Annotated in this window: 26 protein-coding genes; 12 read left to right on the top strand and 14 right to left on the bottom strand. The window is 71.3% G+C overall.

Going from position 1 to position 23,411, the window contains the following annotated elements; all coding sequences use genetic code 11:
- Positions 1-229: 229 nt before the first annotated feature.
- Positions 230-1,756 (top strand): M20/M25/M40 family metallo-hydrolase, encoded by a 1,527-nt coding sequence (locus tag CHC09_RS13160; protein ID WP_089293355.1) that lies wholly within the window; start codon positions 230-232, stop codon positions 1,754-1,756.
- Between the two features lie 100 nt (positions 1,757-1,856).
- On the top strand, positions 1,857-2,660 hold the full coding sequence (locus CHC09_RS13155) for a class I SAM-dependent methyltransferase (protein ID WP_089293354.1): 804 nt from the start codon (positions 1,857-1,859) through the stop codon (positions 2,658-2,660).
- A gap of 23 nt (positions 2,661-2,683) precedes the next feature.
- Here CHC09_RS13155 and CHC09_RS13150 read toward each other — a convergent pair whose 3' ends face one another.
- Entirely contained in the window at positions 2,684-3,610 is a 927-nt protein-coding gene (locus tag CHC09_RS13150) for an alpha/beta hydrolase family protein (RefSeq protein WP_089293353.1), read from the bottom strand.
- A 125-nt stretch (positions 3,611-3,735) separates the two neighbouring features.
- Here CHC09_RS13150 and CHC09_RS13145 point away from each other — a divergent pair, with 125 nt between their 5' ends.
- Positions 3,736-4,140, top strand: a complete 405-nt coding sequence (locus tag CHC09_RS13145) for an SRPBCC family protein (RefSeq protein WP_179277073.1) — start codon at positions 3,736-3,738, stop codon at positions 4,138-4,140.
- Positions 4,141-4,159: 19 nt separating this feature from the next.
- On the opposite strand, the gene CHC09_RS13140 is transcribed toward CHC09_RS13145, so the two are convergent.
- The gene (locus CHC09_RS13140; RefSeq protein WP_089293352.1) at positions 4,160-4,693 is read right to left on the bottom strand and encodes a GNAT family N-acetyltransferase; all 534 of its coding nucleotides are present in this window, start codon (positions 4,691-4,693) and stop codon (positions 4,160-4,162) included.
- Positions 4,694-4,718: 25 nt separating this feature from the next.
- On the bottom strand, positions 4,719-5,651 hold the full coding sequence (locus CHC09_RS13135; RefSeq protein ID WP_089293351.1) for a hypothetical protein: 933 nt from the start codon (positions 5,649-5,651) through the stop codon (positions 4,719-4,721).
- A gap of 205 nt (positions 5,652-5,856) precedes the next feature.
- On the opposite strand from CHC09_RS13135, the gene CHC09_RS13130 reads away from it, so the two are divergent.
- The 4 genes from CHC09_RS13130 (at position 5,857) to CHC09_RS13115 (ending at position 7,970) form a co-directional block, all read left to right on the top strand.
- Positions 5,857-6,303: a hypothetical protein gene (locus CHC09_RS13130; RefSeq protein WP_089293350.1), complete on the top strand. Its 447-nt coding sequence runs from the start codon at positions 5,857-5,859 to the stop codon at positions 6,301-6,303.
- A 175-nt stretch (positions 6,304-6,478) separates the two neighbouring features.
- Entirely contained in the window at positions 6,479-6,841 is a 363-nt protein-coding gene (locus CHC09_RS13125; RefSeq protein WP_089293675.1) for an ArsR/SmtB family transcription factor, read from the top strand.
- A complete protein-coding gene (locus CHC09_RS13120; RefSeq protein ID WP_089293349.1) occupies positions 6,834-7,466 on the top strand; it encodes an SRPBCC family protein in 633 nt (210 codons plus the stop codon). Before CHC09_RS13125 ends, CHC09_RS13120 begins: the two co-directional genes overlap by 8 nt.
- Positions 7,467-7,631: 165 nt before the next feature.
- Positions 7,632-7,970, top strand: a complete 339-nt coding sequence (locus CHC09_RS13115; protein WP_089293348.1) for an MmcQ/YjbR family DNA-binding protein — start codon at positions 7,632-7,634, stop codon at positions 7,968-7,970.
- Positions 7,971-8,031: 61 nt separating this feature from the next.
- Here CHC09_RS13115 and CHC09_RS13110 read toward each other — a convergent pair whose 3' ends face one another.
- Positions 8,032-8,697 carry a TetR/AcrR family transcriptional regulator gene (locus CHC09_RS13110; protein ID WP_239138318.1) on the bottom strand — a complete coding sequence of 222 codons (666 nt, stop codon included), beginning with the start codon at positions 8,695-8,697 and terminating at the stop codon, positions 8,032-8,034.
- A gap of 92 nt (positions 8,698-8,789) precedes the next feature.
- On the opposite strand from CHC09_RS13110, the gene CHC09_RS13105 reads away from it, so the two are divergent.
- Positions 8,790-9,815: an MBL fold metallo-hydrolase gene (locus CHC09_RS13105; RefSeq protein WP_089293673.1), complete on the top strand. Its 1,026-nt coding sequence runs from the start codon at positions 8,790-8,792 to the stop codon at positions 9,813-9,815.
- A gap of 19 nt (positions 9,816-9,834) precedes the next feature.
- Here CHC09_RS13105 and CHC09_RS13100 read toward each other — a convergent pair whose 3' ends face one another.
- Complete coding sequence (locus CHC09_RS13100; protein WP_089293347.1) at positions 9,835-10,869, bottom strand: ABC transporter substrate-binding protein; 1,035 nt, start codon at positions 10,867-10,869, stop codon at positions 9,835-9,837.
- Between the two features lie 216 nt (positions 10,870-11,085).
- On the opposite strand from CHC09_RS13100, the gene CHC09_RS13095 reads away from it, so the two are divergent.
- The 3 genes from CHC09_RS13095 to CHC09_RS13085 are packed head-to-tail and all read left to right on the top strand — an operon-like array spanning position 11,086 to position 13,854.
- Entirely contained in the window at positions 11,086-12,024 is a 939-nt protein-coding gene (locus tag CHC09_RS13095) for a FecCD family ABC transporter permease (RefSeq protein ID WP_203833133.1), read from the top strand.
- Positions 12,021-13,013 carry a FecCD family ABC transporter permease gene (locus CHC09_RS13090; protein ID WP_089293345.1) on the top strand — a complete coding sequence of 331 codons (993 nt, stop codon included), beginning with the start codon at positions 12,021-12,023 and terminating at the stop codon, positions 13,011-13,013. The genes CHC09_RS13095 and CHC09_RS13090 overlap by 4 nt, the downstream gene beginning before the upstream one ends.
- A gap of 28 nt (positions 13,014-13,041) precedes the next feature.
- Positions 13,042-13,854, top strand: coding sequence for an ABC transporter ATP-binding protein (locus tag CHC09_RS13085; RefSeq protein WP_089293344.1), 813 nt, complete (start codon positions 13,042-13,044; stop codon positions 13,852-13,854).
- A 59-nt stretch (positions 13,855-13,913) separates the two neighbouring features.
- Here the strand turns inward: CHC09_RS13085 and CHC09_RS13080 are convergent, their stop codons facing one another.
- The 5 genes from CHC09_RS13080 to CHC09_RS13060 form a co-directional block, all read right to left on the bottom strand.
- Positions 13,914-14,960 carry an Ldh family oxidoreductase gene (locus tag CHC09_RS13080; RefSeq protein ID WP_089293343.1) on the bottom strand — a complete coding sequence of 349 codons (1,047 nt, stop codon included), beginning with the start codon at positions 14,958-14,960 and terminating at the stop codon, positions 13,914-13,916.
- A gap of 9 nt (positions 14,961-14,969) precedes the next feature.
- Positions 14,970-16,652: a thiamine pyrophosphate-dependent enzyme gene (locus CHC09_RS13075; protein ID WP_089293342.1), complete on the bottom strand. Its 1,683-nt coding sequence runs from the start codon at positions 16,650-16,652 to the stop codon at positions 14,970-14,972.
- Positions 16,653-16,662: 10 nt separating this feature from the next.
- The gene (locus tag CHC09_RS13070) at positions 16,663-17,529 is read right to left on the bottom strand and encodes an amidohydrolase family protein (RefSeq protein ID WP_089293341.1); all 867 of its coding nucleotides are present in this window, start codon (positions 17,527-17,529) and stop codon (positions 16,663-16,665) included.
- A 110-nt stretch (positions 17,530-17,639) separates the two neighbouring features.
- The gene (gene lhgO / locus CHC09_RS13065; RefSeq protein WP_089293672.1) at positions 17,640-18,833 is read right to left on the bottom strand and encodes an L-2-hydroxyglutarate oxidase; all 1,194 of its coding nucleotides are present in this window, start codon (positions 18,831-18,833) and stop codon (positions 17,640-17,642) included.
- Positions 18,834-18,864: 31 nt separating this feature from the next.
- Positions 18,865-20,274, bottom strand: coding sequence for an aldehyde dehydrogenase family protein (locus CHC09_RS13060; RefSeq protein ID WP_179277072.1), 1,410 nt, complete (start codon positions 20,272-20,274; stop codon positions 18,865-18,867).
- A gap of 154 nt (positions 20,275-20,428) precedes the next feature.
- Between CHC09_RS13060 and CHC09_RS13055 the strand changes: the two genes are divergently transcribed.
- Positions 20,429-20,716: a putative quinol monooxygenase gene (locus CHC09_RS13055; RefSeq protein WP_089293340.1), complete on the top strand. Its 288-nt coding sequence runs from the start codon at positions 20,429-20,431 to the stop codon at positions 20,714-20,716.
- 38 nt (positions 20,717-20,754) lie between these two features.
- On the opposite strand, the gene CHC09_RS13050 is transcribed toward CHC09_RS13055, so the two are convergent.
- From CHC09_RS13050 to CHC09_RS13035, 4 genes are all read right to left on the bottom strand, one after another.
- On the bottom strand, positions 20,755-21,768 hold the full coding sequence (locus tag CHC09_RS13050; RefSeq protein WP_089293339.1) for a hypothetical protein: 1,014 nt from the start codon (positions 21,766-21,768) through the stop codon (positions 20,755-20,757).
- Positions 21,761-22,204: a GlcG/HbpS family heme-binding protein gene (locus CHC09_RS13045; RefSeq protein ID WP_089293338.1), complete on the bottom strand. Its 444-nt coding sequence runs from the start codon at positions 22,202-22,204 to the stop codon at positions 21,761-21,763. Before CHC09_RS13045 ends, CHC09_RS13050 begins: the two co-directional genes overlap by 8 nt.
- 61 nt (positions 22,205-22,265) lie before the next feature.
- A complete protein-coding gene (locus CHC09_RS13040; RefSeq protein ID WP_089293337.1) occupies positions 22,266-23,036 on the bottom strand; it encodes an alpha/beta fold hydrolase in 771 nt (256 codons plus the stop codon).
- Complete coding sequence (locus CHC09_RS13035) at positions 23,036-23,407, bottom strand: VOC family protein (protein ID WP_089293336.1); 372 nt, start codon at positions 23,405-23,407, stop codon at positions 23,036-23,038. The genes CHC09_RS13040 and CHC09_RS13035 overlap by 1 nt, the downstream gene beginning before the upstream one ends.
- Between the last annotated feature and the right edge of the window lie 4 nt (positions 23,408-23,411).

The following is a 23,411-nucleotide window of genomic DNA, read 5'->3' as shown; positions in this document are numbered from 1 at the left end:
GGCGTCGCCACGACCTTTTGACTGAGCTGACCGATTCGCTCGCAAGCTCGCTCATGGGGGCGCTTTTCCTCCGCTTTCCAACTTTCCCCAGAGTGACACGGTGGCGCTTCCCCGTCACATTCAGGTCAGTTAATCTTCGGACGCTGATCACCCTCGATGCCGTGGGCGCGGCCGGCGACCCCGGCGGCGGCACGCGGTCGTCGCGTCCGTCGAATGTGGAGGAACCACGTTGCGTAAACGCATTCTCGCCGTTCCGCTCACCGCCGCCCTGATCGTGACGCTGGCCGCGCAGCCGGCGTCCGCGGTGGATGAGATCAACACCAAGAAGCTGCGTGACGCGGTCACGGTCTCCGGGATCCTGGGGCACGAGCGCGTGCTGCAGCGGATCGCGACTCAGAACGGCGGGACCCGGGCCTCGGGCACGTCGGGCTTCACGGCCAGCGCCGCGTACGTCAAGGATGTCCTCCGGAAGGCCGGTTACCAGGTCAAGGAGCAGAAGTTCACGTTCCCGTTCTACCGGGAGCTGACACCCGCGGCGCTCACCCCGGTCTCGCCGGCCGGGCCCGCCTACGAGACGGTCACCTACGACTACTCGGGTAGCGGCGACGTCACCGGCCGGGTGGTGCCCGCCCTGAACAACGTCCTGCCACCCACCCCCGCGCCGAGCTCCACGGCCGGTTGCGCGGTCACCGACTTCGCGCCGGCCTCGGCGACCGCGCCCGAGATCGCCCTGATCCAGCGGGGCGGCTGCAACTTCTCGGTGAAGGCCGCCAACGCGGTGACCGCCGGATACGACGCGGCCATCATCTTCAACGAGGGCCAGCCCGGGCGGACCGAGCTGTTCCAGGGCACGCTGGGCGGGCCGGTCGGGATCCCGGTGGTCGGGCTGAGCTTCGCCGACGGCAGCGCGCTCGCCGGAGCGGCGTCCGCCGGCACCGTCAGCGTGCGGGTGCAGACCAGCACCGAGATCAACCTGGACGCGCAGACCAGCAACATCATCGCGGACACCCCCGGCGGCAACCCGGACCGGGTGCTGGTGGTCGGCTCGCACCTCGACTCGGTGGTCGACGGGCCGGGCATCAACGACGACGGCAGCGGCACCGCCACCGACCTGGAGATCGCCGTCCAGCTGGCCAAGCTGAAGATCAAGCCCCGGCAGAAGGTCCGTTTCGCCTTCTGGGGCGCCGAGGAGGCCGGCCTGCTCGGCTCCGAGCACTACGTCGCCAACCTGAGCGACACCGAGCTCACCCAGATCTACGCGAACCTGAACTTCGACATGCTCGGCTCGCCGAACTATGTCCGCTTCGTCTACGACGGTGACGGCTCGGCCACCGGCGCGTCCGGCCCGTACGGCTCCGACCAGATCGAGGCGCTGTTCAACAAGTACTTCGCCGCGCAGGGCCTGGCCACCGACCCGACCGCGTTCGACGGCCGTAGCGACTACGGCCCGTTCATCGACGCCGGCATCCCGGCCGGCGGACTGTTCAGCGGCGCCGAGGGTGTCAAGACCGCGGAACAGGCCGCGGTCTACGGCGGCACCGCCGACGCGCCCTACGACGCCTGTTACCACCAGGCCTGCGACGACATCAACAATCTGAACACCAAGGCCCTGGCCGAGCTGGGTGACGGCGCCGCGCACGCGGTGCTGACCCTGGCCCTCACCAAGTCCGGCTTCTACCCCGACGGCAGCCTCCGGGCCTCGGCCCGCGCCGCCGCGCCGAAGCTTCCCTACCAGGGCGACCACCTCGCCCGCTGACCCCACCAATGATTCCGGCCCCCGTCCCACCCGGCGGGGGCCGGTCACCCTGATCGAAAATCGCTCGCCGGCGGCGGCACCGCCCGCGAGGATTCGCCAGATGGATCAGGTGAGCTCCGAGATCATTACCTTCTACGAGAACCGCTACGACGAAGCCGCCCGGCTGGAGAGACGCCCGCAGAGCCGGCTGGAGCGGATCCGCACCCTCGAACTGCTTCGCGAGGTGTTGCCCGCCGCGCCCGCCAGGATCCTGGACGTCGGCGGTGGCCCCGGCGCCTACGCCCGGGAGCTACTCGCCGACGGTTACCGGATCCGGCTGGTCGATCTCGTGCCGGCGCACGTCGCGCAGGCCCGCTCCGGCGAGCCGCCGATCGACGCCGTCGTCGGTGACGCCCGTGACCTGCCCGAGCCGGACGCCTCACAGGACGCCACCCTGCTCCTCGGCCCCCTCTACCACCTGCACGAACGCGCCGATCGCGTGCGTGCGATCCGGGAGGCGATCCGGGTCACCCGCCCGGGCGGCCCGATCGCGGCGGCGGCGATCAGCCGGTTCGCCGGGCCGGTCGACTTCGCGGCGACCGCGCGGTTCGACGAGCGGATGCTCGCCGAGTCGCGGCGCCTGATCACGGACGGGGTCAACGACTCCTCGATCGGCTTCACCGTGGCCTACTTCCACCGGGTCGCCGAGCTCCTCGCGGAGTGCCGCGAGGCCGGCCTGGCGGACGTCGTCATCCATGGGATCGAAGGCCCGGCCTGGCCCGCGACGGAGGCGGCGGGGACCGGCCCGAACGCCGAGACGATCTTCGACGCCGCGCTGCACCTGGCCCGTGTCTACAGCAGCGAGCCCGACCTGCTGAGCGCGAGCGCCCACCTGCTCGCCGTCGGGACCGCCCCGCTCGGCTGAGGCGCGGGGCGGCCCGGCTGCCGCTACTTCACATAGGTGACGGCGACGTTCGCATCGGCCGCGTCGCCGGTGCTGTAGACGTAATCCTTCGCGGCGGAGTCGCCGAGCTGGGCCAGCAGCCACTGCGCCGACCAGCGCGCGATGGTCTCGACGCCGGTCGCCTGGCCGAGGGTCTGCGCCGATCCGTCCGGGGCCGCCCCGGCCGGGTTCTGCACGTCGGTGATGCCGTAGTGGTTGGCTCCGGACACCTCGATGAACGCCTTCGGGGTACCGCTGGTGAGGTTGTAGGTGGACCGGCCCTCGGCCGGGGCGGCAACCCCGTCGGCGGTGCCCTGGAGGTAGCCGACCGGCACGGTGTTGAGCACCGGCAGGACCAGGGACGTGCCGTACAGCGTGTTGTTGCCGCCGTAGGTCACCACCGCCTCCAGCTCGCTGGGTGCCGCGTTCGCGACGGTGCAGAACGGGATGACGCAGAGGCCGGTGCTCAGGCTGAGCGCGGTGGCCGCGCCGAACGAGTGCCCGGCGAGGACCAGGGTGTGCTCGTCGATCCGGTGGTACAGCGGCGAGTCCGCCCGGGAGTCCTCGGCGTCCGCCCAGTCGACGGTCCAGCCGGCCTGGGCGCCCTCCGGGTAGAGGCCGCTCGTGCCGAACAGGGAACGGCTGTGGTTCGGGACCACGACGACGAAGCCGTAGGAGGCGAGCGTCGACGCGTACACCGAGTAGTAGGACTTGTCGACGTTCGCGCCCTGCAGCAGCAGCGCCACCGGCAGCCGCTTGCCCTGGACCGGGTGGTAGACCTCGGCGGCGTCGCCGTTGATCGTCGTGGGGTAACTGGCCACGGCCGCGCCGGCGGCCTGTGCGGAGACGGGCGCGAGAAGCGACCCGGCGAGTGCGGCGACCGCGGCCACCGACACCAGTCGTTTCCAAGAACGAAACAGTGTCACATTCATGGATACGGACTATGTCCTCAGGGGCGGGCCCCGTCAAGAGCCGTTCCATCGATCGATCACGAGATCCTCCAGCGGCATCGGGCCGGTGACCGGCCACGATCCGGGCAGCGTGCGATGATGCGAACGTGGGCACCGAATCCCGGCATCTGAGCGAGCACATCGACCGCCCGGCCCAGCTCGTCTACGAATACGCCGCCGACCCGGCCAACCTCGCCCACTGGGCACCCGGCCTGGGCGCCTCGGTCCGGCTGGAGGCCGGCCGGTGGCTCGTCGACGTGCCGGGCGGCAGCGCCGAGGTGGTCTTCGTCCCGCACAACGACCTCGGCGTCCTCGACCACGAGGTGCACCTCCCCGGCGGCGGGATCGTCCACGTCCCGTTCCGGGTGCTCGCCGACGGCGAGCAGTCCGAGGTGGTGTTCACGGTCCGCCGCATGCCCGGCATGACCGACGCCGAGTTCGACCGCGACGCCGCCGCCGTCGCCGCCGACCTGGCCCTGCTCAAGGAGATCCTGGAGACCCGGCCCCGCTGACCCCCTTCAGGCGCCGGGGTCATCCCAGCCGTTGCTCCAGAACCTGGCCGGGCCAGCGGGCGTCGCCCTGGGGGACCGTGAACCGCTGGGTCGCGGTGAAGCCCTGGCCCTCGTAGTACCGCACCAGCGCCTGATCGTCCCCGGCATAGCAGTCGACCCGCAGCAGGCTCACCCCGGCGGCCAGCGCGAGGCTCCGGGCGTACGCCAGGAGCCGCCCGCCGACACCCTCGCCGGCATGGTCCCGATCGGTCACCAACAGCATGATGTACAGCTCGGGCTCGACCGCCGGGGTGACCCAGGCCGGGGGCCGGCCGATGCCGAGCGCGCCGACGACCTCGTCACCGCGAACCGCCAGGTGGAGGCCGCGGTCGGCGGCGATCCCGGAGATGAGGGTGGTCAGCCGCCGGCTCCCGGAGAGCGGTTCGGTGCCCCACTGGCCCGGCCGGTCACGCGCGGTCAGCCACCGCACCGCGCCGTCGAGCAGCGCCATCACAGCCGGGACGTCGTCCGTGTCACCCTGCCGGATGTCCGTCCACTCTGCACTGTCGCCCATCTGCCCCATTGTGCCGCAGCGACCGTCAGTGGCAGTTGTCGCCGATCTCCAAGGGGTGATCGGGCTTCGCCAGTGACTCCTGATCCTCGGTGCCGGCCAGGCCGGTCCCGGTCGCGTCCTTCGGGGTCGGCGCGAGCAGCCCCTTGTCAGCCGCGGCGCAGTCCAGCCAGGCGCCGTACGACGTGGCGTTGTGGACCCACATCCCCCGGTCCGCGTCGCGCAGGTTCCTGGTCTGCGGGAAGTCCCAGTCGATCTGATCGTGCCGCACGGCGAGCGGCCCGCTCAGGAACTCGCCCTCGAACGCGTACACCCAGACGAAGTTGGTGGTGATCCGGAGGGTGCGGATGCCGTCCTCGACCACCGACCGGTAGGTCACCCGCCCGCTGACCCGCGGCTCGTTCTTCGGGTCCAGCCTGACCGCCGGGTCGATCCAGGTGGCGAGGCTGACGAACGTGTCGCCCTCGAACCATTTCGCGATCTGGGCGCGCGCGCTCGGCGCGAGCATGAGGAGGAAGTCGTCCGGCCGATGACCGACGGTCATGTCCGGGTCGAGGCGGCCGGCCACCATCGCCTTGCGCACCAACTCCAGGTCGGCCTTCACCTGCGCCGCGCTGAAACCGGTCACCGCTCTGGCCGGCGGCAGCGTGATCCCCTTCTCCCCGACGGGGTACGTCGCGGCGGCCGTCCCCTCGAACGGGCTGGTGGTCTCGGCACGGGTCGCGGTGGTCGCGGTGATCCCGCTCGGGGTGGGCGCCGGCGCGGCGGACTCGCGGGGCCACACCTCGCGCACGAGCGGAACGCTCGCCCAGATCAGGGCTCCGAGCGTGACCGCCGCGACGACATACCGCAGTTTCGATACGACCCCGCCGAATCGGCGCTGCCGCTTGACCTTCCGCTCGGTCCTGCGCGCCCAATCCTGGAGGTTGACGATCGGATCGAGGTCGTCATGCTGGCTCACTATTGCGTTCCCCGTGTCACACGTAGATCAATGCCGCCACAGTATGGACGCTCCTCTCTGTTAACAGAAGACCGCTTTCGATCATCAGCTCGACGGCCGACGACGCCGGACCGCCGGCGACCTCGCGCCGGGTCCGGTTCCGGTTGATCTGGAGGGAAATTTACGGAGGGCTTGACCAGCGCGCATCCACGTCTACCGTTTGGTTATGGACGGCGAGGAGTTCATCCACACGGCCCTCGTCGTGGCGTTCACGGCTGACGCGGGACACCCCCGCGGTCTCCAGCACGCCATTGACGAGATCTACCGGCTGTTGCACGAGGCCCCGGCGGGCCATCCTGATCTCGTCATCGGGTGGGGAGTCCTCTTCGATCTGCTCCAGGAGCGGGCCGAGCGCTCCGGCGACCTCGGCGACTGGGACGCGCTGGTGGACGCGGCCGGCCGCATGGTCCTGGTCGCCGAGCCCGGCACCGAGCTGGCCGTGCGTGCCTGCCGCCGGCAGTGGCAGGCGCTGCTGCTGCGCCACCAGGTGACGCGCGACGCCGCCGACCTGAGGGACGCCGAGGTCGCCGCCGCCGCACTCGCCGCCGCGGCCGCCGCCGTTCCCGCCTCCCCGCATCAGCTTCGGCCGCGCCGGCCGTGGCGATGCGACTGACTGTCTTTACACGGGCCCGAGGGCGGGGTTAGAGTCGTCACCCTGAAGTGGGAGCGCTCCCAGATGCGCCCTTCTCAAAAGTTTCCCCTGCGTGCGGGCCGGGACCCTACTCCCGGCCCGCACGATTTTCCTCAAGGCCACGCTTATATAAGCGACTCCTGATAAGGTGGGCCCCGTGCATGCGTTCGACGTGCTGGGCGACCCGGTCCGGCGCCGGATCCTGGAGCTGCTCGCCGACGGCGAGCAGTCCTCCGGCGCGGTGACCACCGTCATCCGCGCCGAGTTCGGCATCTCCCAGCCGGCCGTGTCGCAGCACCTGAAAGTGCTACGCGACAACGGTTTCGCCACCGTCCGCCCGTCCGGCGCCCGCCGGCTCTACGCGGTCGACGACACCGCGCTGCGCCAGGCCGACGAGTGGCTCGGCCGGTTCCGGCGGTTCTGGACGCCACACCTCGCCGCGATGGCCACCGAGGTCGCCCGCGGCCGGCGGATTCGGCGCCTGACCGCGACCGACGACATCAGGAGCATCGATGATTGACGTGACCGAGCAGATCAACAGCGTCCGGCGCACCCTCGGCGACCGGGTCCTGGAGGCCGGGCAGGCCCGGGTGCTGACCATCAGCCAGGCCTACGACACCGACCTCGACGACCTGTGGGACGTGGTGACCGACCCGGAGCGCATCGCGCGCTGGTTCCTGCCGGTCTCCGGCGACCTGCGCGAGGGCGGGAAGTACCAGCTCGAGGGCAACGCCGGCGGCACGATCACCCGTTGCGACAAGCCCCGTTCGTACGCCGCCACCTGGGAGTTCGGCGGCCAGGTCAGCTGGATCGAGGTTCGGCTGACCCCGGAGGGCGACACCCGCACCCGCTTCGAACTGGAGCACACCGCCCTCGTCGACGAGCACTGGGGACAGTTCGGACCCGGCGCGGTCGGCATCGGCTGGGACTCCGGCCTGCTCGGCCTCGCCATGCACGTCAGCGCGCCCAACGCGCCGCGCGACACCGACGCCATCATGGCCTGGCTGGCGTCCGAGGACGGCAAGAGGTTCATGAAGCTCAGCGGCGACGCGTGGGCGGCCGCGGACGTCGCCTCCGGCGCCGATCCGGAGACCGCCGCAAAGCAGGCCGCGGCCACTTACGCGGCCTACACCGGCGCCGAGTGATCCGCTTTTCTTCCCCGTACGTCGTTCAGCGCGTCGTTCGCCCCGCTCTCCAGCGACCGTGCACTCCGCGGAGCGAAGGACGCGCCCTACTTTCACGGGCCTCCCCGCGAGGTTGACGCCGTGTCAGGCTTGCCTCCATCGGCCGGATGCCGTATGCCGGGCTCCATGGACCCGGAGAAGCTGTTGCGGTACTGCCTTGCCAAACCCGGCGCCTGGCAGGACGAGCCCTGGGAGGGCGACGTCGTCGTCAAGGTCGGCCCGAAGATCTTCGCGTTCCTCGGCACCGGCGAGGCCGTGGGCGTCAAGTGCGGCAAGGGCCGCGACGCCGCCGACGAGTGGCTGGTCCGCTACCCGCAGGACGCCACGGCCAGCGCCTACATCGGCCGGCACGGCTGGAACACGCTTCGCCTGGGCGGCGCCATCCCGGACGACGAGATCCTCGAGGCCGTCGACACCTCGTACGACGCCATCGTCGCCGCCCTCCCCAAGAAGGACCGCCCCTGACCTTCGTGCCGTACCCCGCGGCCGGCCCGAGCGGGGGCCGCCGTCCGTGACGGCCGCGTGCCTAGGCCCGGGTGGAGGTGAGGACGAAGTCGACCAGAGCGGTCGCGTACTGGTCGGCACCGGCGGCCACCTGGTCCCGCAGGTGCGGGGGCGTGGCCAGCACATGGTTCATGACACCGCCACAGACGCAGTCGAGGAGGAGGGTGACGCTGGTGTCGGGCCGCAGCTCGCCTCGGTCGATGGCCCGGCGGACGACGGCCCGGGCGGCCAGGACCTGGGATTCCTGGAGCCGGTGGAAGTGGTCCCGGACCTCGGGCACCCGCTGCGCGTCCACGCGTAACTGCAGAGCCGCGCGCCCGGATTCGCCCAGGTACGAGCGCTGGATCTGGCGGGCGAGGCTGATCAGGTCGTCGCGGACCGAGCCGGTGTCGATGTCCTCGATGCCGTTGAGGCGCGCGGTCAGAGCGGCGGCCAGCAGCGCCTCCTTGTTGGGCCAGCGGAGATAGATGGAGGCTTTGCCGACACCGGCCCGGCGGGCGACCGAGTCGACGGTGAACCGGTGCCAGCCGTTCTCGCCGAAGACCTCGGCGGCGGCGCGGGTGATGCGGTCGTCGACCTCGGGATCGCGAGGCCGGCCCTGCGGGCCCGCCGGCGCGGGGCGAACGGCGGGCGCTGAAGGCGGGGCGGTAGGGGGCTCCGAACTGGCACTCTGTGGGGTTGGTGACATCGAGCGGCCTCCCATTGCTGGCTGATCATGCCCACTATAGGGTCGGCTTCCTAGACGAGACTCGTCTAGGAAATGGGGTTCGGATGGCACCGATGACCCGCGCGAGCGGCGACGAGATCGTCGTGACCGGTGTCACGCAGCGTGAGGCCTGGAAGGCGCGCGTGCTGCCGCCGGTGGAGCGGCTCGCCGGCGGGATCTGGTCGGTGCCGGTGCCGATCCCGGACAGCCCCTTGCGATACACGTTGTGCTATCTGGTTCCCGGGGACGACGGGCTTGTCGTCGTTGACCCGGGCTGGGACAGCGAGGACGGCTGGGCCGCCCTGGAGCGCGGGCTGCGGACCGCCGGCGCGACCCGGCAGGACGTGCTCGGCGTGGTCGTCACGCACGTGCACTCGGATCATCACGGGCTCTCCAAGCGGCTCCAGGAGGGCGGGGCCTGGGTCGCCATGCATCCGCAGGAGCAGGACGCGCTGGTGCCGAGCGGGTCGCCCGCGGACTGGCTGCGGGCGCACCACGTTCCCGAGGGCGAGATCGCGGTGCTGGCCGGGATGATCGGGCAGCACCGGCTGGCCGGGCCGGCCGAGCCCGACGTGCTGCTCGAGGACGGGGACCGGGTGCCGCTGCGGGGGCGGAAGCTGACGACGGTCTGGACCCCGGGGCACACACCGGGGCACATCTGCCTGCTCGAGGCGGAGGCGGGGGTGCTGCTGACCGGGGATCATCTGCTGCCCCGGATCAGTCCGAACATCGGGCTGCAGCGGCCCGGCTCCTCGCCGCTGGGATCGTTCCTGGACTCGCTCGACAAGGTGGCAGCGTACGACGAGCTGGACGCGTTGCCCGCTCATGAGTACCGGTTCCGCGGCATCGGCGCGCGCGCCCGGCAGTTGCGGGTCCATCATGACCTGCGGTGCGAGGAGATCGTGGCGGCGGTCGAGCGACTGGGGGCGCCGACGGTCTGGCAGCTGGCCGCCGAGCTGACCTGGTCGCGGCCGTGGGAGGAGATCGGGCCGATGCGGGTCGGCGCGGTCGCGGAGACCATGGCGCACGTCCGCTATCTGGCCGATCGTGGCGCTCTGCGCTGGTCGGGCGCGGTGGTGACCCGGCCCGCCGCCGGTTAGCGGCGGGCCGGCCGGAGCATCAGGCGAGCTTCTTGGACTTCGTGATCGCCGCGGTGATGGCCTCGATCAGCGGGGCGGCGCCGTTCCAGGAGTAGATCGGCACGGCCTGCCACGGGAAGACCTGGTTGGCCTTGACGGCGGGCAGCGCGTTCCAGGTCGGCTTGGCGGCCAGGTCCTTCGGCTGCAGGGTGCCGGTCCGGGCGTCCAGGAAGATGATGTCAGCCTTGTACTTGTCGGCGTTCTCCCAGCTCAGCGACTCGTAGTAGTCCTGACCCTTGACCTCGGGCATGATCAGGTCGACGCCGAGCTCCTTGAAGTACATGAGGTCGGAGCTGACCGCGGCGCTCGAGACGTAGAAGACGTCGGCGGCGCCGGAGCCGAACAGGACCTTGATGCCGCCGGACGCCTTCGCGGCGGCGCTCAGGTCGGCGGCGGCCTTCTCGAAGCGGGCCTTGGCCTCGGTGACCTTGGGGGCGTTCAGGTCGGCGCCGAGGGACTTGGCCAGCTCGGCGTACCGCTCGATCGGCTTGTTCAACGGCACCCGGCCGACGGTGACCAGGGCCGACGGGGCCACGGCGAGGATCTTGTCCTTCGACTCGTCCGGCACGTACCAGTAGGCGCCCGCGTCGAACTGGTGGGTGACCAGCAGGTCCGGGGTAAGCGCGGCGTACTTCTCGACGGAGAACTCGCCCCACGCGTTGCCGATGATCTGAACCTTGTTGATGTCCAGGTCGCCGGCCTGGTCCTCGGCCGTACCGTCGGCCTTCTTGGTCTCACCGAAGACACCGACGATCTTGTCCTGGAGACCCAGGTCGACCAGGGCGGCGGCGGTGCCGGTGAAGGCGACGATCTTCGACGGGGCCTTGTCGGCCTTCAGCTCCTTGGGCTGGTCGTCGGTGAAGGCCCAGGGGCCGGCGGCAGCGGCGGTCGTGGTGGCCGGCGAGGACTTGTCGTCCTCCTTGCCGCCACACGCGGTCAGCATCGCACCGAGAGCAGCGGCACCGCCCGCTGCGAGCAGGCCACGACGGGACAGGGGAAGGGAGGAAGCAGACATCGTCACATCTTTCGCGGGACAAACAGGCCGGTCACTCGACCGACTGGATGGTTAGGCTAACCTAACGAACCGAACGCGCGTCAACAGGATCCGCCGAAAGCTGACGGGAGCCCGCAACTGTCCACCATCGACACCCTCTCTGACCAGCGGGTTCGCACCGAGCCACCACCGGCGGCGCGGCGCGCGTCCGTTCGTCTGGCCGGGCTCCTGGTCGCGCTGGCGGTGCTCGCCGTCGTGCTGGTCCTCGGCATCGGTTTCGGGGCGCGTTTCCTCTCCCCCGGCGAGGTCTGGGCCGGCCTGGTCGACCCCGATTCGCCGTACTACCGGATCGTCCACGAGATGCGGCTTCCCCGGACGCTGCTGGGCCTGCTCGTCGGCCTGGCCCTGGGCCTGGCCGGCGCGATCATGCAGGCCCTGACCCGCAATCCGCTCGCCGATCCCGGCCTGCTCGGCATCAACGCCGGCGCCTCGGCCGCCGTCGCCAGCGCCGCCGCGTTCCTGGGCATCACCACCTTCTCCGGGTACGTCTGGTTCGCCCTGCTCGGCGCGGCGATCGTCACCGCGCTGGTCTACGCGGTCGGCGGCGGACGCGCGGCCACCCCGGCCCGGCTGGCCCTGGCCGGCGCCGCGCTGAACGCCGCGCTCTACTCGTACGTGAGCGCCGTCCTGCTGGCGAACACCGAGTCCATCCAGGCCGTCCGGTTCTGGACGGTCGGCTCGCTGGCCAGTGCGGACTTCGACACGCTGCGGCGGCTGACCCCGTTCGTCGCGATCGGCGTGCTGCTCGCCGTCGCCATGGCCCGCCCGCTGAACGCGCTGTCGCTCGGCGACGACGCGGCCCGCGCCCTCGGCGCCCGCCCGGGACTGATCCGGGCCGTGGTGATCGTGGCGGTCACCCTGCTCTGCGGTGCGGCCACCGCGGCCTGCGGCCCGATCGTCTTCGTCGGCCTGCTGATCCCGCATTTGGTGCGCCCGTTCACCGGCCCCGACCTGCGCTGGATGCTGCCCTACACGGCGGTGCTCGCGCCGGTGCTGCTGGTCGGCGCGGACGTGCTCGGCCGGGTCCTGGGCAGCCCCGGTGAGCTGCAGGTCGGCGTGGTCACCGCGGTCCTCGGCGGTCCCCTCTTCCTCTACCTCGTGCGAGCGGCGAAATGATGGTCCTCCGTTCCCGCGCCGTGGTCACCGGCGGCGTCGCGCTGCTCGCCATGGCCGCCGTTGCCGTGCTCACCCTGGGCACCGGCGAGTTCCCGATCGCCCCGGCCGACGTGGTCAAAACCCTGGTCGGGCAGGGCAACGCGGCCCAGTCGTTCATCATCAACGAGTTGCGGCTGCCCCGGGTGATCACCGCGATCCTGGTCGGCATGGCGCTGGCCGCCGGTGGCGCGGTCTTCCAGTCGATCACCCGCAACCCGCTGGGCAGCCCGGACATCCTCGGCATCACCAGCGGCGCGGGCACCGCGGCGCTGGCCGTCGTGATCGTCGGTGGCAGCAGCACCCAGCTCTCCCTCGCGGCGGTGGCCGGCGGCATCGCGGTGGCCCTGCTGATCCAGCTGATCGGCGGCCGCCGCGGCCTGCAGGGGTACCGGTTCATCCTGATCGGTGTCGGCATGACCGCGATCCTCAACGGAATCATGGGCTGGCTGCTGACCAAGGGTGTGCAGATGGAGAACGCCCGGGCGATGCTCTGGCTCACCGGCAGCTTCGACGGCCGGGGCTGGGAGGAGGCGCTGCCGCTGCTCGGCGTGCTGGTCGTCACCATCCCGATCCTGGCCGTGGCCTGCGGGCCCGGCCTGCGGATGCTGGAGATGGGTGACGACATCGCGGCCGGTCTGGGCGTCCCGGTCAAGCGGCTGCGCAACGGCGCGCTGCTGACCGCCTCCCTGGTGGTGGCGTGCGCGGCGGCCGCGGCCGGGCCGGTTCAGTTCGTCGCCCTGATCGCGCCGAATATCGCCCGGCGGCTGACCCGGGCGCCGGGGCCGAACCTGCTGCCCTCGATGGCGATCGGCGCGCTGCTGACCGTCGGCGCGGACTGGCTGGCCGTGCACTCGGGGTACCCCCTGCCGGTGGGCGTGGTGACCGGCGCGCTGGGTGGCGGCTACCTGATCTGGCTGCTGGTGAGCGAACGCAAGGCGGGCCGGATCTGATGATTGCGAAGAGTGCGGGAGCAGGAGAATGAGCCGACTGAGCGGTACCGGGATGACCCTGGCGTACGACAAGCGGGTCATCGCGGAGGAGCTGAGCGTCGAGATCCCGGACGGCTCGTTCACCGTGATCATCGGCCCGAACGCGTGCGGCAAGTCGACCCTGCTGCGAGCGCTGTCCCGGCTGCTGAAGCCGACCGCCGGCACGGTCCTGCTGGACGGTGCCGACGTGCACTCGCTGCCCACCCGTACCGTCGCCAAGACGCTCGGCCTGCTGCCGCAGTCGTCGACCGCGCCGGACGGGATCACCGTGGCCGAGCTGGTGGCCCGCGGGCGATACCCGCACCAGGGCCTGCTGCGCCGCTGGTCGGCCCAGGACGAGCTGGTGGTCACCGAGTCGATGGCCGCCACCGGCGTCGGGGACCTGGCCGACCGCAACGTCGACGAGCTCTCCGGCGGGCAGCGCCAGCGGGTCTGGATCGCGATGGCGCTGGCCCAGCAGACCCCGCTGCTGCTGCTCGACGAGCCGACCACGTTCCTGGACATCGCGCACCAGATCGAGGTGCTGGACCTCTGCGCCGAGCTGCACGAGCGGCAGGGCCGGACGCTGGTCGCGGTGCTGCACGACCTGAACCACGCGGCACGCTACGCCACCCACCTGATCGCCATGCGCGGCGGCCGGATCGTCAAGGCCGGGCGGCCGGGCGACGTGCTGACCGCCGCCCTGGTCGAGGAGGTGTTCGGGCTGCCCTGCCGGGTGATCGACGACCCGGAGACCGGCACCCCGCTGGTGGTCCCGGCCGCGCGCCGGCGGGCCGCGGAGGCGGCGAAGGCCGAGGTCTGAGAGCCGGAGACGGTACGACGGAACGCCCGGGCCGTACGGTCCGGGCGTTCCGTCGTTCCTCAGGCCGGTGCCGGCACGCCGAGCTTCTCGGCGGCGACCTTCAGTTCGGCCCAGACCTTGGCGGCCACCGGGATCCCGTTCGCGGCACGGTGCGCGGCGACCGCCGCACTGCGCTCGCCGGGGTAGTGGATCTCCTCGTTCTCGTCCGCGCGGGTCAGGCCCTTGAGGGTGTCGAGGGTCTCGGCGACGGCCGGCCCGAACTCGGCGCCGCCGCCGAACGCGGCCGGGTCGAGCGCGATGATCAGCGCGTTCTGCCGGTGCACCCGGCCCGCCGGGTCGCCGGAGTGGAACGGGCTCAGGATCGGCGCGCCGACCAGAACGCTGGTCAGCAGCTCGAACATCAGCGACATGCCGGCGCCCTTGACCCCGCCCAGCGGCAGCGGCAGTTTCGCCAGGTTCGGGTCGGTGGTGGGCACACCGTCCGCGGTCGCCGCGGTGCCCTCGGGCAGCGGTTCGCCGGCGTTGCGGAACTGCGCGATCCTGCCGAGCGCGATGCCGGCGGTGGCCATGTCCAGCAGCGCCGGGGCGTGGCCGGGGGCCGGGACCGCGATCGACAGCGGGCTCGTGGCGACCGCGATGCCTTTGATTCCGGGGTACGCCATGTTCGGCATCCCGGCCACGAACGCGATGCCGACCAGGCCCTGCTCGGCGATCTTCGAGGTGTAGTACCCGATCGCCCCGGTGTGGACGGTCCGGCGTACCGCGACGACGCCGGCACCGCCGCCGCGGGCCCGGTTCACCGCCTCGCCCGCCGCCAGGCTCAGCGCCACCGGGCCGGGCGCGCGGTCGGCGTCCACGACGGCGACCGCCGCGGTGGTCGACTCGATCCGCAGGCCGGGCGCCCGATTCGCCTCGCCGGAGTCGAGCAGTTCCAGGTAGCGGGGCACCCGGGAGGCGCCGTGCGAGTCGACCCCGCGCAGGCTGGCCCAGGTGAGGACATCGGTGATGGTCTCGGCGTGGTCCGCGCCGACGCCGGCCCCGGTGAACAGGGCGGTGACGAAGGAGCGCAGCCGGTCGGCGGGGACGACTACCTTGGGTGCGGGCATGGCGGGCTCCTAGCGCGTGACGTGGACGTTGACGATCGCGGTCGTGCCGCCGCGGACGGCCTTGAACGCCCGGTCCAGCGCCGGGGCCAGCTCAGCGGCCCGCTCGACCGTCTCACCGTGCATGCCGAACGGTTCCGCGAACGCGGCGAGTTCCGGCTGGTCGCTGAGGTCGTTGCCGAGGAACTCACCGGTTTCGGCCGCCGCGCCGTGCGGGTAGAACCGCAGGTGGTTCAGCTTCATCGAGCGGTATTCCGCGTTGTTGAAGACCACGATCAGCAGTGGCAGGCCGTTCACCGCGGCGGCCTGCAGCGACTGGACGATCGGGTTGTAGAGGAACGCCCCGTCGCCGATGGTGAGGACCACCGGCCGGTCGGCGGCGGCCAGTTTCACGCCGAGGGCGACCGCGAGGCCCTGGCCGAGGCCGCCCTGCACGTAGAAGTACGAGTCGGGGGTGGTGGCCCGTAGATGCCGCTGGACGATCCGGCTGTGGGTGATGGTCTCGTCCACCACGATCGCGTCCCGCTCCTCGAGGAGGGCGCGCAGCGCGGCGGCGACCAGCACCGGGTCGATCCGGTCGGACGAGCGGGCCCGGGACTCGGCCTCCTCGATCGCCATGAGCTCGGCGGTGTGCCGGGTGGGGTCCACCGGTCGTACCGCAAAGCCCTGCTCGGTGTAGCGGACCGCGAGTTCCCGCAGCGTGGCGGCGACGCCGCCCTCCAGATAGAAGTCGGCGCCGAGCACCTGGTAGGCGATGTGCGGCCGCTGCGGCACCTCGTCGATCACGACGATCCGGGCGCGGGCCGGTTCACGGCTCGGTGGGTAGAACGGCGCACGGCAGTTGAGCAGCACGATCACGTCGGCGGTGTCCAGGAACGGCTCGATCTCGCCGCCACAGTGCAGCTCGTGGTCGCGCGGGAAGTTCACGCAGACCGCCGAGTTCGGTTCGACCACCGGGATGCGCAGGGTCTCGGCGAACTCGACGAGCGCCGCCAGGCCGCCCGGTTCGCGTCCGGTCGTCTCCGTGATGATCACCGGACGCTCGGCGTCGGCGAGCAGTTCGAGGACGGCATGCATGTCGTCGGCCGAGCTGATCGTGGCGCCGCGGGCCGCGACCGGTTTGGGCGCGGGGCCGGTCCACTCGTCGAGCAGCACTTCCAGGGGGATGTTGAGGTACACCGGGCCGGCCGGCGCTCGGGAGGCCAGCTCCGCACCACGGGTGATCATGGTGGTCAGGGTGTGGACGCTCGCCGCCTGGTTGGACCACTTGGTGAACGGGGTCGCGATCGTGTGCGGGCCGCCGACCACCGAGAGGTTGCGGTACCACTGGCTGCCCGGGTCGGGTCCCGGACCGTCGCCGTAGGTGATCGACTCCGAGGAGGCCACCACCATCGGGACACCGGCCAGCAGGGCGCCGTGCACCGCCATGGAGCCCTGCAGCAGGCCCGGCCCGGCGTGCAGGAGGACAGCCTGGGTCCGGTGGGTGACCAGGGCGTATCCGGTCGCCATGCCGACCGCAACGGTTTCGTGGAGCAGGTCGAGATATCTGGGGCAGGGCAGTCCGTCCCGGTGGTGGCGGGCCAGCGACTCCCACACCGGGGCCCACTCGGACCCCGGTGAGGAGAAGATGTAGTCCACCCCGACCGCGTTGAACGCGCTGACGACCGCATCGCCGCCATCGGTCTGGTAGGTCATGTCGGGGCTTTCAGTTCCCGGTCTCGATCGGCCAGCCGAGGACCTCGCAGATCCCCCGGCCCATGATCCACTCAAGCTCCTCGGCGGTGAGGTCGAAGTGCTTGGTGAACTGCTCGATGGTCTCCACATAGGTCAGCCCATGGCCGAGCAGCCGGGTGATGTCGGTGCCCCAGAAGCAGCGCTCCGGGCCCATCTTGTCCACCATCTCGCGGACGTACTTCTCGATGTTCAGGTTCGGGAACGGATGCGTCGAGTAGCCGGGCAGGGCCGACACCTTGACGTAGATGTTCGGGTGCTTCGCCAGGTCCGCGGTCTCCGAGACCCAGTAGCCGATGGCGTCGTCCACGCACCGGGCCATGATGCCCATGTGATCGATGATGATCTTCAGACCGGGGTGCCGGGCGGCGATCGCGCCCAGCTCGGCCTTCCAGATCGGGGCGTGCACCATGGTCGGGATGCTCAACTCCTCGGCGAGCGGCCAGTACCAGTCGTTGGTGCCGTCGATCATCCAGTTGCGGTCGACCGGGCGGTGGAAGGTCAACCGGGTGCCCTTGACGTACGGGTTCTGCGCGAAGTCCCGCAGCATGGCCGCGCCCTCGGCCGGCTTGTTCTGCGGGATCCGGGCCATCACCCCGAACCGGTCCGGGTGCGCCTCGCACGCCTGCAGGGCGTAATCGATGCGGTCGCCCTCCCAGGACGGCGGGAGGATCAGGGCCCGGTTGACGCCGGCCTCGTCCATCAGCGCGAGGCACTCCTCGTACGAGAAGGGGTCCTCCCGGTGACCGTTGAGCCGGATCCGCTCGCGAGCGCCCGGAACCCAGGGCCGGTCCGGGGTCTCTTCCTTCCAGACGTGCACCTGGGAGTCGACGACGAACATAGGAGCTTCCTTTCGATCCGGGCTTCTCGCCGAGAAGATGTGCTGAACGCTATGTGGGAAAAACCGCGGTGCGGAGTGCGCGCCGTGCAATCGGTTCTTGCAGGAACACGTCAGTCGAAAATCGCGTCCACGATGTGCTCGGCGATCGCCAGGGACGACGTCGCCGCAGGTGAGGGCGCGTTGCGAAGGGCTGTGACGGCACCGACGCGGTGGATCCGGAAGTCGTCGACGAGGCTGCCGTCGCGGTCCAGCGCCTGGGCCCGAACGCCGGCTCCGCACCGGTACACGTCCGTCGCGCCGATCTCCGGGACGTACTGCCGCGCCTCGGCCATGTAACGACGCTTGGAGAGCGAGCCGCGGACCTCCTTGACGCCGGTACGCCAGTGCCGGCCCGCCATCCGCCAACTGCCCGGCCAGGCGGCCAGGGCGGCCAGGTCCCGCAGCGAGAGATCGGAGCGCCGGTAGCCCTCCCGCGCGGTGGCCAGCACCGCGTTCGGGCCGACCTCGACGACCCCGGTGACCCGGCGGGTGAAGTGCACACCGAGGAACGGGTACCGCGGGTCCGGGACCGGGTAGATCATGCCGCGGACCAGGTCCGCCTTCTCCGGCCGGACCCGCATGTACTCGCCGCGGAACGGGATGATGACCGGTTCGGGCGCGTCGCCGGCGAGCCCGGCCACCCGGTCGCTCTGCAGGCCGGCGCAGACGATCAGCCGGTCGGCGACGAGGTGGCGCTCCCCCGAGGCGACCTCGATCCGGCCCCCGCGCTCGGTGATCCGGTCGACCGGCCAGCCGAGGCGTACCTCGCCCCCGGCCGCGACGATGTCCCGCGCGAACGCCTTCGCGACGCCGGGGAAGTCGGTGATCGCCGTCTCCGGGGAGTGCAGCGCGGCGAGGCCGGCGGCGTGCGGTTCGATCTCGCGGATCCCGGCCGGGTCGACGCGGCGCAGGCCCGGCACGTTGTTCTCGCGCGCCCGCTTCTCCAGGTCGTCCAGGCGCCCCAGCTCGTCCGGCCGGACCGCGACGACGAGCTTGCCGCATTCGTCGTACGCGATCGAGCGCTCCTGGCAGTACGCCTTGAGCAGCAGCCGCCCCCGGGTGCACAGCTGGGCTTTGAGGCTGCCCGGGGTGTAGTAGATGCCGGCGTGCACCACCCCGGAGTTGTGCCCGGTCTGGTGCAGGGCGACGTCGTTCTCCTTCTCCAGCACTACGACCCGGGTGCCCGGCCGCCGCAGCGTGATCTCCCGGCCGATCGCCAGCCCGACGATGCCGGCCCCGACGATCCCGATGGTCTCGTCAGCCATCATTTCCGCCTCTTTCGATAGGTCGACGCGTTCACCCGAAGTGGACGGCGAACGTCTTGACCTTGGTATAGAACCGCAACGCCTCGGCGCCCTGCTCCTTGAAGGCCGAACCGGAGTCACGGAAGCCGCCGAACGGCTGATGCACGTCCCAGCCGCTCGTCGTGGTGTTGACGGCGATCTGTCCACAGTCCACCTCGGTGAGGAACCGGTGTGCGGCGGAAAGGCTGTCGGTGAAGACCGCGGCGGCCAGGCCGAACCGGGTGTCGTTCACCGCGGCGATCGCCTCGTCCAGGCCGTCGATCGGGCGGACCGCCACGACCGGGCCGAAGACCTCCTCCCGCCACACGGCCATGTCCGGGGTGACGCCGGTCAGGAGGGTCGGCTCGACGTGGCAGCCGGGTCCGGGCACCGCCGCGCCGCCGGTCTCGACCCGGGCGCCCCGCTCGACCGCCCCCGCGATGTACGCCAGCACGCTGCCGCGATGGGCCCGGCTGACCAGCGGGCCGGTCCGCAGGCCGGCGACCTTCGCCCGGAGCAGGGCCAGGAGCTCGTCGTGGATCGCGCGGTCGGCCAGCACCCGGCTGGTCGCGGTGCAACGCTGGCCGGCCTGGCCGAACGACGCGGCGACGATCGCCGTCGCGGCCTTCTCCAGGTTCGCGTCGGCGAGGACCACCGAGGCGTTCTTGCCGCCGAGCTCGGATTGGAAGCGGACGCCCCGCGCGGCCAGCCGTACCCGCAGCGCCTCACCGGCCTCGTTGCCGCCGGTGAAGGTGACCGCGGCGATCCGTGGATCGTCCAGCAGGGCGGCGGAGATCTCCACGGTACGGCCGGTGACCACGTTGAGCACGCCGGCCGGCAGGCCCGCGTCGTGCAGGGCCCGGGCCAGGTGCAGCGCCGAGGTGGGGGTCTCGGTGGCCGGTTTGAGGACCACCGCGTTGCCGGCCGAGAGGGCCGGGGCCAGCTTGCGCGCCGGGGTGATCATCGGGTCGTTCCACGGGGTGATCGCGAGGACCACGCCGAGCGGTTCACGCTGGTAGCCGGTCCGGGTGTCCGGACGGGCGTCGTGGATCAGCGAGCCGTACTCCGCGCGGCCGGCCGCCGCGTAGTACTCGAAGAAGTCGGCGACCTTCTCCGCCTCGCCGGCGGCCTCTGCGGCGGTCTTGCCGTTCTCCCTGGAGATGGCCCCGGCGATCTCGGCGGCCCGGGCCCGCAGCAGCACCGCGGCCTTCGCGAGGATCCTGGACCGCTCGATCGCGGGGGTGGCCCGCCAGGTCTCGAAGCCCTCCCGCGCGGCCCGGTAGACGTCGGTGACCTGGGCGGCGGTGAGCGCCGGGACCCGGACGAAGGGCGCCCGCACATCGGCCGGGTCGAACACGTCGACCCAAGTCTCGGCGCCGACCCAGTGTCCGCCCGCCAGGGTCTGCATCGTGCGAACGGGCATCGCTACTCCTTCTGGACCGACTTGGCGTATCGCGAATGTTAGGAACCGTGGAATGGGCCGGACCATGCGTTTCCGAGGAAGCATTGATTGCATCCGGCGCACCCATTTCTCTGTTGAAATCCCGGCACCGACTTTCACGCCCGGGAGGACTTTCATGGCGTACGCCGTCATCGCGCACTACCGGTGTTCCCCATCGGACGCCGGTCTCGTCAGGGATTCACTGCTGAAGATGCGCGAGCACACCCGGGAGGAGCCCGGGAACCTGGCTTACGTGGTGCACGCGGAGACCGGGGAGGAGGGCGGATTCGTGCTCTACGAGGTGTACGTGGACCGGGCCGGTTTCGAGGCGCACGCCGCGAGCGCGCACTTCGCCGAGTGCATCGTGAACACGGTGCGGCCACGGCTGGTCGACCGGCGGGTCACCTTCGCCGAGGTGCTGTGAACCGTGCCGGGGCCGGCCCGAACCGGCCGGCTCCGGCGTCACAGCTCGTTGCCCCAGCACATCCGGGCGATCGTCTCGACGTGGATCAGCTTGCGCCACTGCTCCTCGGCCCCGATCAGGTTGCCACCGGCGACCGGGGAGAAGCCGGCGCTCGGGCTGACCGCCACGTCCTCGAGGTCACGCACGGCGCCGGCCACATCCATCCGGTCCATGATCAGGTCGATCTCCTCGAGCTCCGCGACGGCCGGGTCGACGATGCCGAGACAGACGTCCTTCTCCGCCGGGACGGCCCGGAGCAGGGTGACCTCGGCCTCGGTGCCCTTGTCGAACGGCAGGTTCCAGCGGTCGACGGGCACGCTCGCGAACAGCTTCTCGGCGACGGCGCGGTCCGCTCCGGTCGCACGGAAGAGCGGACAGAGCCCGATCCGTACGTCGGAAGGCTTGTCCCCGAGAGCGACCGCGAGCGAATCGATCTCGATCGCCTCCTCCAGGTCGATGCCGCCGCCCGCGCCGGTGAGCGGGCCGGCGTAGCCGGGATTGTCGATCTGGACGTACCGCACGCCGGCCGCGACCACCGCCCCGATCTCGTCCCGCACGATCGCCGCGAGCGCCAGGCCCAGCTCACGGACGCTGCCCCAGACACCCCCGGGAACGTACGTCCGCGCCGCGAGCCAGGCCGGCGAGGGCAGCGTCGCCTTGGCCGGGATCCGGGTCAGCTCGGTCAGCGCCGCCACGTCGTCGGCGACCAGCGACCGCTCCGGCTTCAGCTCGCCCTCGGCGGCCCATCGATCCGCCTCGACGTACCGGAAGCCACGCACCGCGTCGAACACCGCGCCGCGGAGGTCGGCCCGCCGGAACTCGCCGTCGGTGACCGCGGTGAGGCCGAGTCTGCGCTGTTTACGGACCGCCTCGGCGATCGAGGCGTCCTCGACCGCGCGCAGCCCGGCGGCGTCGAGCCGTCCCACCGCGAACGACGCGCGGGCGGCGAGCAGCTCGGGCGGCCGGACCAGGCTCCCGTGGTGGTCGATCCGGAACTTGAAGGTGTCAGCCACGGTTCTTCCCCCACGCCGCGAAGGTGAGCTCGTATCCCAGCCCGGTCAGCACCTCTTCGCAGACCTTCTGATCCTCCGCCGGGGTGCCGCCGGAGACGCCGAGCCCGCCGAGAATCTCCCCGTCCCGCTTGATCGTCACGCCGCCCTCGGTGGCCACGATCGGGCGGGCGGCCAGGTTCGACAGTTGCGCGAAGAAGCCCGGGTTGCTGTCGGCCCAGTCGTAGAGCATGTTGGTGGGCCGCTCCATGATCGCCGAGCTGTACGCCTTGGCGATCGCGATCTCCGGGGTGAGCGCCCGGGCGCCGTCGGAGCGCTTCACCGCGATCAGGTGTCCGCCCGCGTCGACAATCGCGACGCTCAACGCCTTGCCCAGCTCCGCGCCCCGCTGCAGGGCGCCGGCCAGGATCTCCTCGGCCTCGACCAAGGTCAACCTCATGCCGCCACCTCCGCTGCGCTCCGGCGTCGGCATGAGCCGACAACTGAGCTTGCCGATTCGCTCATGAGAGCTCCTCCCGGATCCTCGCCACGGCGGCGTTGTAGAGGTCGGGCGACTCCCAGTACATCGAGTGCGGGGCGCCCGGCACGATCTCCAGCCGCGAGCCCTTCACCAGGTCGTGCGCCCGGCGGACGGTGGCGGCCCTGAGCACCGCGTCGCTCTCCCCCGCCAGGAACCAGACCCGCACGCCGGACGCGACGACCTCGTCGATCGTCGGCCCGCCGGTCGACAGGTTCCGCAGATCGGCCATCCTGGCCACGTTGAACGTGCCCATCTGCTGGAAGAGGAACGTCTTGGCGGGCTCCTCCCGCTGGAACTCGCCGCTCATCAGCCGGTCGAGGACGGGCAGCTTGACCGCCTCGGCCCGATCGGCGGCGACCAGCTCGGAGAGCTCCGGGTGGTCGATACCGCCGAGGGAGTGGCCGAGCGCGACGCCGGCGACCCGGTCGGAGCGGCTCAGGGCGGCCCGCAGCGCGGCGACCGAGCCGATCGACTGGCCGACCAGCAGCACGTCCCGCAGATCCTCGGCGTCCAGGACGGCGATCAGGTCGCCGGGGAAGTCCTGGCCGTCGAACTCCGGCATGGACGAATCGGACCGGCCGAAGCCGCGCAGGTCCACGGTGACCACGGTGTACCGGCCACGCAGCGCGGCCACCTGCTGCCACCAGGCGGCGTGGTGCCCGCCCGAGCCGTGCACGAACACGATCGCGGGCCCGGAGCCGTGCCGCTCGTAGTAGATTCCGGCCCCGTCCGCGGCGGTGGTGATGGGCATCAGGCGGGCCGCTTTCCGTGGTGGACGAGCTCGATCATGGTGTGGTCGGGGTCGTGGATGTAGCAGAACTTCGACTGGTTCTCCGGGCGCTCGATCGGCCGGGTGTGCCGGATCCCGAGCTCCTTCAGGTGTGCGAGGAACCCGTCCCAGTCCTCCACCTCGATGGCGAAGTGGTAGGGCGCCATCCGGTCCATCTCCTCGACCGGGGTGAAGTGCAGATCGAAGTTGCCCCGGGTCATCAGCACCACCCGGGTGTTGCTCTTCGGGGTGATCGCCTTGAGGCCGAAGACCTTGGCGTACCACTGTTTGGTGCGTTCCGGGTCGGTGGTCGGGAAGTTCACGTGGTGGATGTACTTCGGAGCGTTGCTCATCGGG

The organism is Actinoplanes regularis (genome assembly GCF_900188005.1).
In the GTDB taxonomy this organism is placed as follows: Bacteria; Actinomycetota; Actinomycetes; order Mycobacteriales; family Micromonosporaceae; genus Actinoplanes; species Actinoplanes regularis.
The sequence above is the reverse complement of the archived record's forward strand: the minus strand, read 5'-3'. Positions and strand labels throughout refer to the sequence as shown.